The 13,357-nt window shown below is 73.0% G+C and carries 7 protein-coding genes; 6 read left to right on the top strand and 1 reads right to left on the bottom strand.

All coding sequences use genetic code 11. The features are described from left to right. The first annotated feature begins 168 nt into the window (after positions 1-168). The 6 genes from WMF26_RS14995 (at position 169) to WMF26_RS14970 (ending at position 12,424) form a co-directional block, all read left to right on the top strand. A complete protein-coding gene (locus WMF26_RS14995; RefSeq protein ID WP_438000885.1) occupies positions 169-2,313 on the top strand; it encodes an FHA domain-containing protein in 2,145 nt (714 codons plus the stop codon). A 42-nt stretch (positions 2,314-2,355) separates the two neighbouring features. Then, a complete protein-coding gene (locus tag WMF26_RS14990) occupies positions 2,356-4,770 on the top strand; it encodes a protein phosphatase 2C domain-containing protein (protein ID WP_438000884.1) in 2,415 nt (804 codons plus the stop codon). A gap of 176 nt (positions 4,771-4,946) precedes the next feature. Then, complete coding sequence (locus WMF26_RS14985; RefSeq protein WP_438000883.1) at positions 4,947-5,081, top strand: hypothetical protein; 135 nt, start codon at positions 4,947-4,949, stop codon at positions 5,079-5,081. Between the two features lie 225 nt (positions 5,082-5,306). Further along, positions 5,307-8,354 carry an FHA domain-containing protein gene (locus WMF26_RS14980; protein ID WP_438000882.1) on the top strand — a complete coding sequence of 1,016 codons (3,048 nt, stop codon included), beginning with the start codon at positions 5,307-5,309 and terminating at the stop codon, positions 8,352-8,354. Positions 8,355-8,358: 4 nt separating this feature from the next. Next, positions 8,359-11,190 (top strand): TonB-dependent receptor domain-containing protein, encoded by a 2,832-nt coding sequence (locus WMF26_RS14975; protein ID WP_438000881.1) that lies wholly within the window; start codon positions 8,359-8,361, stop codon positions 11,188-11,190. A 1-nt stretch (position 11,191) separates the two neighbouring features. Then, the gene (locus tag WMF26_RS14970; protein WP_438000880.1) at positions 11,192-12,424 is read left to right on the top strand and encodes a hypothetical protein; all 1,233 of its coding nucleotides are present in this window, start codon (positions 11,192-11,194) and stop codon (positions 12,422-12,424) included. Between the two features lie 59 nt (positions 12,425-12,483). Here the strand turns inward: WMF26_RS14970 and WMF26_RS14965 are convergent, their stop codons facing one another. Then, complete coding sequence (locus WMF26_RS14965) at positions 12,484-13,353, bottom strand: PTS sugar transporter subunit IIA (RefSeq protein WP_438000879.1); 870 nt, start codon at positions 13,351-13,353, stop codon at positions 12,484-12,486. Positions 13,354-13,357 lie beyond the last annotated feature (4 nt).

The raw sequence follows: 13,357 nt of genomic DNA, 5'->3' as shown, positions 1-13,357 counted from the left end.
ACCGGCACCTGGCGCCCCGGCCAGGCTGCGTGAAAACCAACCGGATAGCCGCCGCCAGCGCGCGGCGGCCGCCCCGCTCGCGCGGGGAGCGCTCCTCAGCTCCCTCGCGCTCGCTGGAGATCCCCACGCATGACTCCCTCTCATGACGCGACTCGCCCGATCCACTCCATGAGCGCCTCCGCCCGCCGCGAACGGCGCCGGGGCAAGGCCCGCCGCTGCGCCCCGCTGCTCGCCCTCGCCGCAGCCGTCCTCGCGCTCCTCGGCGGACAGCCCCGCGCCGAGGCCGCGCCCGAGGCGCACCTGCTCCGCATCGACCCGCGCGCGAGCACCGTGGACGGCTCGCCCGTGCTCACGACCGTGCTCGAGGTCGTGCAGAACAAGCGCCTCAGCGACATCACCCGCAACTGCGCCGCGCTCACGGGCGACGCGAACCTCGACTGCGTCGCCGACGCGATCGAGCAGCCGTCGGCGCTCTACTCGTCGTTCGACTTCCCGGAGAAGAACGCGATCTTCTCCGTCACGGTCGACGGCACGGACCTGCCGGCGAAGTTCGAGTCGAAGGCGCGGTGGGGAGACAGCGCCGGGCAGCCGGGCGTCGGGACGGCGTGGCTCATCCTGATCGACGCCGCGTCGAGCATGGGCACGCGCTTCGACGAGGCGAAGGCGGTCGCGAGCGCGTTCGTCAACGCGATGCAGCCGAACGACATCGTCGACGTGATCTTCTTCAACGATCGCGGCGTCGTCGAGGACTCGAAGTGGGTAGGCAACAAGCAGGCGGCGGCGCAGGCCATCGCCGGCGTGACGCGCACCTACCCGACGCAGGGCCGCACGCGCCCGCTCTTCACGATCATCAAGAACGCCGCGACCGACGCGTTCAAGGAGCTCGGCAACGCCGGCCAGGGGGTCTCGGTGCCGATGCACCAGGCGATGGTCGTCCTCTCGAACGGCTCGGCCGGCGCCGACCCGAGCTCGACCGCGGCGGCGTCGAACCTGCTCCGGGACTACCTCACGAAGGGGCGGTTCCCCGAGAACAACGACGTCCTGCCGAAGACGCCGGTGCCCGTCATCTCGATCTGGTTCCCGAGCCGGCTCGTCGAGGAGTTCACGGCGAACGCCCGCGAGTTCATGGAGGGGATGGCGAACACCGAGATCGGCGGCTTCTTCAGCGTGGTGCGCGACGGCCAGCAGCGGCGCGCGGCCAACATCGTCAACGCGATCCGCACCCGCTTCAACAAGATGCACATCGTGAAGTGGCGGGTCTCGTGCGTCGCGCCGAGCATCACGCAGACGTTCAAGCTCGCCTTCGTCAACACCGATCCGCCGATCGCGGGCGACGCCACGTTCCAGAACGTCCCCGTCGGCATCGATCCCACCGCGTGGCCGCTCGACATCGATCGCGACGCGACCGATCGCGCCGCGAAGAAGACGCCGCTCTACCCCGGCGGCACGATCAAGATCTTCGGCAACTTCTGCTGGGGCGGCAACGCGCAGCGGGCCGAGATCTACATGATCCCGAAGAACCAGGCCGCGCCGCAGTCGCTGCAGGGCGGGAGCATCGAGGACGCGAGGAAGGCCCAGCGGACGCTGATCGACGGCGGGATGCGCGGCAAGGCGATCTCGGCCGGCGACAGCGTCGTCGAGTTCGAGCTGCCGGACACGGACAAGTTCCTCGTCGGCAAGGGCGACCAGATGACGGCGCGCCTCATCGTCTACGACAACCACGCGCGGCGGACGAGCGCGGTCACGGCCGACAAGATCCTCACGCTGAAGGCGAAGGAGGCGCCGCTGCCGTACCTCTTGATCGCGGGCGTGACCTTCGGCGGCGTCGTCATCGTGCTGCTGCTCGTCTCGATCTTCCGCGGCGGCGGCGGCCGCCGCCGCGGCGGGACGGCGGCCGCGGCGCCCCCGAGGCCCATCGTGGCGGGCGGCGGGTCGCCTCCGCCGTACGCGCCCGCGCCGCCTCCGCCGGGCGACTTCGGCTACGGTGGCGGGCCGATGATGGCGCCTCCGCCGGGCGGCGCCAGCCGCGCGACGCTCTCGGGGCCGGCGGGCATCTTCACGGTGCACCCCGGCGTCGAGGTGCGCGCGGGGCGCGACGGCGCCTCGTGCATGATCGCGCTCTCGGAGCCGCGCGTGTCCGGCACCCACGCGAGCGTGAAGCTCGAGGCCGGTCAGCTGTTCGTGCGGGACGAGGGCTCCAACAACGGGACGTACGTGAACGGTCAGCGCGTCGCCGCGGGCGTGTGGACGCCCGTGCCCCCCGGCGCGTCGTTGCGGTTCGGCCCGGTCGAGTTCAGCGTCCGTTTGGAGTAGCGTGTCCGGGGCCCGGCCTCACGCCCCAAGCGACGCCCCCTCATGATGCCCCCGACCGAGTCCTCCCCGCACCTCAAGATCGAGTTCGCCCAGGCCAGCGATGCGGGCCGGGATCCGAACAAGCAGGTCAACGAGGACGCGTGCGGCTACGCCGAGACCAAGTTCGGTTACCTCTGCGTCCTGTGCGACGGCATGGGCGGGCACTACGGGGGCAGCGAGGCGAGCCGCACCGCCATCAAGACCATCTTCGAGGTGATCGAGCAGACGCCGGCCGCGGTGGATCCGAGGGCGGCGCTCAAGGCCGCGATCGAGGAGGCGGGGCGCCGCGTCTATCAGCTGGGCGGGCCGGCGGAGAACCGCGTCCGCCCGGGCTCGACCGTCGTCGCGATGGTCCTCCACGACAGCGGCGTCGACGTCGCGCACGTCGGCGACAGCCGCGCGTACGTGATCCGGAGCCACCAGATCTACCCCCTCACGCGCGACCACTCGATGGTGCAGGGGATGATCGACGCGGGCATGATCACGGAGGCCCAGGCGATCGGCCACCCCGACGCGAACAAGATCACGCGCGCCCTCGGGATGAAGCCGGAGGTGGAGGTCGAGGTTCGACCCGAGCCGATGGAGCTGTATCCGGGCGACGTGCTGATCCAGGCGAGCGACGGCCTCACCGATCTCGTGCTCGGCGCGGACATCCTCGGGTGCACGCGGCAGGCGCTCGCGTCGGGCTCGGTCGATCACGCCTGCAAGATGCTCGTGCAGCTCGCGAACCATCGCGGCGGTCACGACAACATCACCGTCCAGATGGTCCGGGTGCTCGAGACGGGCAGCCGCTCGCTGACGATCGCGCACGGGCCGCCGGGGGCAGACGGCGCCGGCGACGGCGTCGATCTGACGCGCGCGTCGGGCCCGCAGGAGACCGTCGCGATGACCCGGCCCGGCGGGGCGGCGGGCGCAGAGAAGGGCGCTGCGGATGCGGCGCTCGCACGCGGGCACGGCGCGGCGGCGGCGGGCGCCTCGGCCGCCGGAGGCGCGCCGGCTGGAGGCGCCGTGTCGCCCGGCGACGCGACGACCGTGGTCCCGACGGGCAACACCGGTGCGCCCGCCACGGCGCCGAGGACCACCGGCGATGGGCCCGCCTTGGCGCCGAGGACCACCGGCGACGGGCCCGCCCTGGCGCCGAGGACCACCGGCGACGGGCCCGCCTTGGCCCCCACGGCGACCGACAACGTCGCTGCTGCCCTGGTCCCGACGGCGACCGACAACGCGCACGCGCTGGTCCCGACGGCGACCGACAACGTCCCTGCCCTGGTCTCGACGGTGACCGACAACGCCGCTGCCGCGGCGCCAGCAGCCGCGAGCAGCGCGCCCGCGGTGGCGCCGACGCTCACCACCGGGGCCCCGGCGGTGCGGCCGACGGCCGCCGACAACGTCCCTGCCGTGGCGCAAACGCTCACCACCGGCGCTCCGGCGGTGAGCCCGACCGCCACGGACAACGTCCCCGCCGTGGCGCCAGCAGCCGCGAGCAGCGCGCAGGCGCTGCGCCCGACCATCGACAGCACGCCGACGGTGAGCCCGACGGCGATGGACGCCGGCCTGGCGCGGCCTGCGACGGTGCCAGGGAGCCCTGCGCCCGTGCCTCACGCGATCGCGCCGGACGCGCCCGCCGTGCTGTCCCCCCTCCCCCTGAGCGCTCCCGCGGCGGCCGCTCCGCCCCCGATGGCCCATGGCGCGCCACCTCACCCGGGTTCCTTCGGCGCTTCACCTCACCCCGGCGCCGCCTTCGGCCCGCCGCCTCACCCGGGTTCCTTCGGCGCCCCGCCTCACCCGGGCGCCGCCTTCGGCCCGCCTGGCGCCGCCCACGGCCCGCCACCTCACCCGGGTTCCTTCGGCGCGTCACCTCACCCCGGCGCCGCCTTCGGCCCGCCTGGCGCCCACGGCCCGCCGCCGCACCCGGGTTCCTTCGGCGCCCCGCCCCCGGGCGCCCCGCCCCACCCGGGCGCCGCCTTCGGCCCGCAGCCTCACCCAGGCGCCCCGCCTCACCCGGGCGCCCCGCCCCACCCGGGCGCCGCCTTCGGCCCGCCGCCGCACCCGGGTTCCTTCGGCGCCCCGCCCCACCCGGGCGCCGCCTTCGGCCCGCAGCCTCACCCGATCGACCCGGACGCTCCTCCTCCCTCGGTGGCCTTCGCTGGGCACCATGGCGCGGCGCCGGGAGGTCCCCCTGCCGCCGCCGCGCCGCACCTCGCCCCCGGTTCGCCGCACGCGCCTGGCTACGCCGCGACCGCGCCGCGCGCCGTGCCAGCGCCGAGCTTCTCCGGGCCCGTGTCCTCGTCCACGGCCTCGGGTATCCCGAGCACCGTGCGCGTCTCGCGCGGCGTCTACATCGCCGCCATCGCGTCGATCTCGGTCGTGGTCGTCGCGCTGATCGCCCTCCTGCTCTGGAAGCTCACCGCGGATTGAGCCGAGCGGCGCGACGACGCCACCGCGCCCCGACGCAACCACGGCAACCACGCGACCGACGCAACCGCCGCAGCGTGAACGGACGCGCGGACGAACGCTGCGGCGCGATGGGGCCGCGGAATGCAATTGAAGAAGGACAGGATTCCGGATTAGCCTAGCTCTCCGGAGGTTCCTCCATGCCTGGAGATCAAGAGCTCGAGGTCGGACACGACATGGAGCGCGCACCCGCGGACCTGGAAGACGAGCCCCCGTCGACCCGTACGCTCTCCCTCGAGGAAGCCCGCGCCGGCTTCATGCTCCTCGACCTCTGATGCGCTGAGCGGCACGGCTCCCGGCCGCCGCCGCGCGCCGCGCTGAAGCCCTGTTCGCCCAGCGACGAAGACCTCCCGCCGCTCCACACGCCCCACACCGCGCGACGAAAGCCACGCGCTCCCCACTCACGCACCCGGCCGCGAGCAGCGTCGCGGCGAGCGTCGGCCGCAGCACGCGCCTCTTTCCTTGCTCTCCCCAACCGCCTGTGGTGAAACGCGGCCCGCATGATCCCGGGGCTAGGTAAACAAAGCATCACGATCGGCAGCGCCCCCACCTGCGATGTGGTGCTCGTCGCTCCCGGCGTCCTGCCCGAGCACGCGCGCATCGTCCACCAGGGCGGCGGCAAGCTGCTCTTCCTCTGCGGCCAAGGGCCCGCGTCGGCCAACGGGCGGCCCCTCGCGCCCGGCGAGCAGGTCCCGTTCGACTTCCGCACCCAGTTCGTCGTCGCGCAGGCGCCGGTCCCGCTCAATCACCCGGCGATCACGCTGATGATGGCGTCGCCCGGCCAGCTCGCGCCCGCGCCCGGCCAGGTCGTGATCGGGCGAGACCCCACGCGCGCCTCCCTGGTGCTCCAGCACCCGAGCGTCTCGAGCCAGCACGCCACCGTCACGCTCGATCGCATGATGGTCATCGACCACAACTCGACGAGCGGCACCTACGTGGGCGCGCAGCGCATCGCCCCCGGCGCGCCGACGCCCATCGATCCGCAGGGCGCCGTCGCCTTCGGGCCCGTCCCGGTCCAGGTCAGCCTGCTCGTGCAGCTCGCCCAGGCGGCCCGGCAGTCGTCGCTGCCCGCCGCGCCCGGCGCGAGCGCCCTGCCGCCGCAGCCCGCCGCCGTCAGCTACACGCCGCCGCAGGCCGGCTACGCGCCGCCGCCGCAGCCCGCCGCCTCCGGCTACGCGCCGCCGCCCGCACCCGCGGCGTCGTCCGGGCCCGCCGCGGGCGCGCCCGGCAGGAAGAACAAGACGGTCCTCGGCCAGCTCGACTTCTCCGGCGGCGGGCCGAACGTCAAGCAGATCGGCCGCACCCCCGACAACGACATCGTGCTCGCCCACCCCCAGGTGTCGAGCCACCACGCCCTCCTCCACTCGATCAACGGGCAGCTCTACGTCGAGGATCGCGGCAGCGCCAACGGCACCTACGTCCGCGGCAACCGCATCGCGCCCGGCCAGAAGATCGCCGTCCAGAGCGGCGAGAAGATCTACATCGGGCCGATGCCCCTCCAGATCGAGATGGGGGGCGCGGGCGCGGTCGAGGTCGTCCAGGAAGAGTACGCCGCCGACCGGTGGGCAGGGCGCCCGCTCTACGAGATCGAGGCGTGGAGCCTCGCCCTCCAGGTCCCCGACCGGGACAACCCCCAGGAGCAGAAGACGCTCCTCGACAACGTGTCGTTCAAGGCGCTGCCGGGCGACATGATCGCGCTCATGGGGCCGTCGGGCGCCGGCAAGACGACGCTCCTGCTCACCCTGAACGGCTACCTGCCGCCGACGAGCGGCGTCGTCCGCATCAACGGCGAGGACCTCTACAACATCTACGACACGCTCCGCGGCTCCATCGGCTACGTGCCGCAGGACGACCTCGTCCACCCGGAGCTCACCGTCTTCGAGGCCGTCCGCTACAGCGCGAAGTTCCGACTCCCGCCCGACTACAGCGAGGCCGAGATCGACGCGCGCGTCGAGCAGACCATCAAGGACCTCGGCCTGGAGGGCGTCAAGAACCTCCAGATCGGCAAGCCCGAGAACAAGATCCTCTCGGGCGGGCAGCGCAAGCGCGTCAACATCGCGCTCGAGCTCGTCACCGACCCCGTCATCCTCTTCCTCGACGAGCCGACCTCGGGCCTCGCCGCCGACGACACGACCGCGCTGATCAGCCTGCTGCACGACCTCACCAAGGCCACCGGCAAGACGATCATCATGACGATCCACCAGCCGGCGAAGGACGAGTTCGAGAAGTTCAGCCACGCGCTCATCCTCGGCTACGGCGGCATCCCGATGTTCTTCGGGCCGACCCGGCCCGACGCGTACCGCTTCTTCGGCAGCTGGAAGGAGCGGCACGGCCAGCCCAACGACGTCGACAACCCGCGCGACATGTTCGAGATGCTCGCCCTCCGCGAGCGCCCCATCTTCGATCAGCTCCGCGCGCGGGACCCGAACGCGTCGCGCGGCGAGGCGAGGCGGCTCGCGGCCCTCGAGTGGCGCAAGGAGTTCTTCAGCGACGGGAACCCGACGTACCGGCGGATGTACTCCGGCCGGCGGGAGATCGGCACCGGGCAAGGGCAGCGCGGCATCCCGGCCGGCCGCGCCACGACCAAGGGGCAGCTCGGCCTGCTCCTGTCGCGCTACTTCAAGGTGAAGAAGCGCGACATCGGCGGCACCCTGATCATGCTCCTCCAGGCCCCGATCATCGGCATCCTGCTCGCGATCGTGTTCGGCGGGCAGGAGAAGGCGATCCCGGCGTGGTGCCTCGGCGCCCTCCAGGAGCTCGGCCGGCGCGCTGGCGGCGCGGACCAGAGCACCGACATCCTCAAGGGGATGGAGGTCACCACCGATCACACCGCGGCGATCTTCTTCCTCGTCGTCGCCGCGGTCTGGTTCGGGACCTCGAACGCGGCGCGCGAGATCGTCAGCGAGCGGGCCATCTACCTCCGCGAGCGCATGGTCAACCTGGGGCTCGTCAACTACGTGCTCTCCAAGTACCTGCTGCTCGCCGGGTTCTGCCTCGTCCAGTGCACGATCCTGCTCGCGATCGTGTTCTTCGCCCTCGGCTTCCACGGCGGCGCGCAGGCGTTCGCCATGCAGCTCGCCGCGCTGACCGCCACCTCGCTCAGCGCCGTCGCGATGGGGCTCCTCCTCTCGACGGTGGTCGCCTCGTCCGAGGCGGCCATGGCGCTCACGCCGATCGCGCTCATCCCGCAGGTCGTCCTCGGCGGGCTCATGGTCCCGATGACGACCGTGCCGCACCTCCGGCCGCTCATGTACATCATCCCGGCGCGCTGGGGCTTCGAGGGCGCGATCGCGCCGGAGCGGCTAGCCGTCGCGGAGGACCCGGCCTGGGTCATCGATCTGCACCGCACCGACTCGAGCCCCGCGGACTTCATCGAGGGCGGCAAGTTCAAGTGCTCCATCGCGCAGATGGCCGCCGACAACTACGCGGGCGCGTGGGGCTTCACCACGTACGATCAGACCTGGATCCCCTTCGCGGTCCTCGCCGGGATGACCGTCATCATCCTCGTCACGCTCTGCGCGGTGCTCAAGCGGCGCGACCCGGTGTGACCTCGTGACGAAGCAGGAGCCGGCCCCCGCCCGCACCGATGTCGATGGCCCGCTCCCGGGCGCGCGCCCGCGAGGGCAGCGCGCCGCGGCGCTGCTCTCGCTCGCGCTCGCCGCGCTCTCGCCGGCCGCGGCGCGCGCGCAGCAGCAGGAGCAGCAGCAAGGCCAGCAGGGCCAAGGCGAGCCGCAGGCGCCCGAGGGCCCGACGAGCGTGCCCCGCGGCGAAGGCGGCGCGATCGTCACGCCGGCCGCCCCCACGGCCGCGCCGGCGGGGCGGGCGACGCCGCCGCGGGCGCTCAAGTACACGCCCCCGGCGTACCCGCCCGAGGCCGAGAAGCAGGGGCTCGAAGGGTCGGTGACCCTGCAGCTCGACATCGATCGCAACGGGCGCGTGAAGCAGGCGGTCGTCGTCGAGAGCGCGGGGCACGGGTTCGACGAGGCGGCGGTCGCCGCGGCCCAGAAGCTCGAGTTCGAGCCCGCCCGCCGCGCCGACGGCACGCCCGCCGCGGCTCGCATCCTGTACCGCTACTCGTTCACCCTGAAGACGGCCGCGCCGCCGCCGGCCGCCGGCGAGCAGGAGAGGCCCGCCGAGAACCTCCGCGGCACCGTGCTCGCCAGCGGCGGCGACGTCCCGCTCGCCGGCGCCACCGTGTCGGTCGCGCGCGTCGCCGCGGTCGACGCTCGCGGCGCCGCGCCGCCGGAGCGCACGACCGACGAGGGCGGCGGCTTCGTCTTCGTCGATCTGCCGCCCGGGCGCTACCAGGTCACCGTCGCCGCGCCCGGCTTCGAGCCGCTCTCGGTCGAGGAGGAGATCGCCGCGGGCGAGCAGCTCGAGGTGAAGTACCGCCTCCTGCCCCGCGGCGAGGGCCTCGAGGTCACCGTCCGCGGCGACAGGCCGCCGCGCGAGGTCACGAAGCGCACGCTGGAGCAGCGCGAGATCAACCGCATCCCCGGCACGAACGGGGACGCGCTGCGCTCGCTCCAGAACCTGCCGGGCGTGGCGCGCCCGCCCACCCTCGCCGGCCTGCTGATCGTGCGCGGCTCGGGCCCGCAGGACACGCAGACCTTCGTCGACGGCACGCAGGTGCCGCTCATCTACCACTTCGGCGGCCTCTCCTCGGTCGTGCCGACCGAGATGCTGGAGAAGATCGACTTCTACCCCGGCAACTTCAGCGCGAAGTACGGCCGCGTGCAGGGCGGCATCGTCGACGTCGCCCTGCGCTCGCCGAAGGAGGACGGGGAGCTCCACGGCCTCGCGCAGATGGACCTCATCGACGCGCGCGTCCTGCTCGAGGGGCCCGTGCCGTTCCTCAAGAACACGCGCTTCATGGTGGCGGGCCGGCGGAGCTACATCGGCGAGTCGTTCGGCCCGGTGCTCGAGGCCGCGGGCGCGGGGGTGACGCAGGCGCCCGTCTACTACGACTACCAGGCCCTCCTCGAGACCGAGCCGACGCCCTCGTCGCGCCTCCGCCTCACCTTCTTCGGCTCGGACGACGCCCTCGAGCTGCTCCTCAGCGACCCGGCGCCCAACGAGCCGGCCCTCTCGGGCAACGTCGGGCTGCACACCGCGTTTCAGCGCCTGCAGCTCCGCTACGATCACGAGCTCACCGATCGCGACCGGCTCGACGGCGTGCTCGCGATCGCGCGCGACGACGCCGATTTCGGGGTCGGGCCGATCTACTTCCAGCTCGATCTCAAGACGCTCTCCGGCCGCCTCGAGTACGCGCGGCGGCTGTCCAAGGGCGCGGTCCTCAACGCGGGGGTCGACGTCTTCGCCGGCCTCTACGCGGTGAACCTCCGCGCCCCCGCGCCGAACCGCCCCGGCGAGCCGCCGAACCAGCCGTTCTCGACGCGCTCCCTCCAGGAGGTCTCGCGCGACGGCAGCTTCTTCTACCCCGCGGGCTACGTCGAGCTCGAGTTCGCCCCGAGCCCCCAGGCGAAGATCGTCCCGGGCGTGCGCCTCGACTACCAGGACCTGAACGAGCAGCTCACCGTGAGCCCGCGCGTGAACGGGCGCGTCGACGTGGTCCAGGGGTTCCCGCGGACGACGGTGAAGGGCGGCGTCGGCGTGTTCCACCAGCCGCCGCAGTTCCAGGAGGTGATCCCGCCGCTCGGCAACCCGGGCCTGAAGTCGACCCGGGCGCTGCACTACGCGGCCGGCGTCGAGCAGGAGATCACCCGGCACATCGAGGCGTCGGCCGAGGGGTTCTACAAGCAGCTCGACGCGCTCGTCGTCGGCGTGAACCGCCCCGGTTCGATCCAGCTCGACTACCAGAACGCCGGGTCCGGCAGGGTGATCGGGGGCGAGTTCCTGCTCAAGTACAAGCCCGACGATCGCTTCTTCGGCTGGGCCGCGTACACGCTGTCGCGCAGCACGCGGGTGCCCGGGCTCGGCGAGCCGGAGCGGCTCGTCTCGTTCGATCAGACGCACATCCTGACGGTGCTGGGCAGCTACCGCCTCGGCGACGGCTGGGAGTTCGGCGCGCGGTTCCGCCTGGTCTCCGGCAACCTGGTCACGCCCAACGTGTGCAACGTCAACGAGCTGAGCTGCGACGCGTACCGCACCAACGCGCTCTTCTACGCGCCCACCGGGACCTATACGCCGATCCCGTTCTCCGGCCCGAGCAGCGAGCGGCTCCCGGCGTTCCACCAGCTGGACCTGCGCCTCGACAAGTCGTGGAAGTTCAAGCGCTGGCAGCTCTCGGCCTACCTCGACGTGCAGAACGTCTACAACAACGCGAACAGCGAGGCGATTCAGTACAACTACAACTACACCGCCCGTCAGTACGTCACGGGGTTGCCCATCCTGCCGAGCTTCGGGCTGCGAGGAGAGTTCTGAGATGCGATCGACGCGGGCGATGAGCGGCGCGGGCGGCGCGGGCGGCACGTGCGGCACGTGCGGCACGTGCGGCACGTGCGGCACGTCAAAGAACGCCGGCGCGGGCCGAGGGCGCAGGTGGCGGCGCGCGGTGCTCGGGACGCTCGCGCTGAGCGCGCTCGCCGCGCCGGCGATCTCCTCCGGGTGCGTCGCGGGCTTCGACCCGCCGAGCCTCGTGAACAGCCTCCGCGTCTTCGCCGTGGTCGCCGACGTCGCCCCGACCGAAGGGCACCCGAAGGCGAGCTCTTCGTACGCCTACCCGGGCGCTCAGGTCACCTTCAAGATCCACTACCAGGACGGCCTCGGCGGCCCCGAGGAGGGATCGCGGCCGGTCTCGGTCTACTGGTTCGGCGGGTGCGAGAACCCGGTCGGGGACGACTACTACGGCTGCTATCCGCAGCTCGCAGAGCTCGCCCCGAAGATCGCTGCATGGGCAGAACAGCTCGAGACCAACCCGAACGCCCCGCTGCCCGAGCTCAACGGCGTGCCCATCGGCATCTTCAGCGACACGTACACGATCACCATCAGCGACAAGATCCTCGAGGGGCGCGAGGCTCCCGCCACGGGGGGCCCGCGGTTCGGGAGCGCCTACGTCTTCTTCGTCGCCTGCACCGGGCAGCTCGGCGCGGTGGAGGACCAGGGCACCGGGCGCGCCGGGACCTTCCCCGTGGCCTGCTTCGACGCCGACGGGCGGAGGCTCGGCCCGGACAGCTTCGTGCCCGGCTATACGCAGGTCTACGTCTTCGAGGACAGCCGCGCGAACAAGAACCCGGAGATGCAGGGGCTCACCTTCGACGGCGACGAGATGTCGGAGGACTTCGCCGCGATCCCGACGGTGGAGCGCTGCCCCATCGACCGCGATGAGCGGCGCGACACGGGGTGCAGCGCGGAGGATCCGTTCACCGCCTGCACCACCCACGCGATCGACGCGATCATCCCGCCCAAGGTGGCGGAGGACGACCCCGACGCGAAGCAGAAGGCGCTGAAGGAGATCGTCTGGGTCAACTACTTCGCCGACATGGGCGACCTCGACGGGGGCATCAAGCTCGTGAGCGACGCGGCCAAGGGGTACCTCGGCGACCACGCCGTGACGTGGATCCCGCCGTCCGAGCCGGGCATCGCCACGATCACCGCGGTCCTGCGCGACGCGCGCGGCGGCTCGTCGGTCGTGCAGCGCCTCGTGCGCGTGAAGTGACGGCGGGCCTCACGGCGTGACGACGCGTGACGACGCGCGAGCTCGCGGGGCCAGCGGCGTCACCCGCAGCCGGCCTCGATCTGCGAGAGCTGCTCGATGAGCTGCTCGGGGCCGCGCGCGGCGCACAGCGCGTCGGCGGCGTTGTGGCTGGCGAGCCGGGCGACCTGGGCGAGCAGCTCGAGGTGCGCGCGGCCGCCCTCGCTGCAGACGAGGACGACGAGCAGCCGGAGCGGGGCGCCGCCCGGCGTCGGCACCGCGAGCGGCTCGGCCAGCGTCGCGATCACGGCCGCGGGGCAGGCGCCGGCGACGATCGCGTGCGGGACCGCGACCCCGTTGCCGAGCACGGTGGGCGACTCGCGCTCGCGCCGCAGGATCTCCTGGGCGAGCGCGCTCGCGGCCAGCGCGCCGCCGGGGGGCGCGAGCCGGGACGCCGCGACGTCGATGACGTCCTCGATGTGCGCGCACGAGAGGTGCAGCACGATGCGCTCGGGCGTGAGCAGCCCGCTGAGCCGCCGCGCGGGCGAGACGCCGAACGGCGCGCTCACCGGGAACTCGGCGTCGACGAACGCCTTGATCCGCGCGAGCTGCGGGCCGCTGAGGTTGCGGCGCGCGAGCTCGAGGAAGAGCGCGTTCGCCGCGGGGACGCGCTCGAGGTAGCGCGAGACGAGCGGCTCGACCTGGCGGCCGAGCTCGAGGAGCACCGCCGGCGGCAGCTCGAGCGCGCTCGCGATCGCGGTGAGCCGGTCGGGCGTGGGGATGGCGTCGTGCCCGTGCTCGACGCGGCTCAGGTAGGCGCTGGAGACGCCGATGCGGTGCGCGAGGGCGCGCAGGCTGAGGCCCGCCTCGACGCGGAGGAGCCGCAGCGCGGCCCCGAACTCGGCGAGCGCCCGCGCCCGCGAGGCGCTCTCGGCGTCGGAGACGGCCGGCATGGGG

Source organism: Sorangium sp. So ce185 (genome assembly GCF_051526825.1).
GTDB lineage: Bacteria > Myxococcota_A > Polyangia > Polyangiales > Polyangiaceae > Sorangium > Sorangium cellulosum_D.
This window is presented reverse-complemented; position numbering and strand designations above follow the sequence as displayed.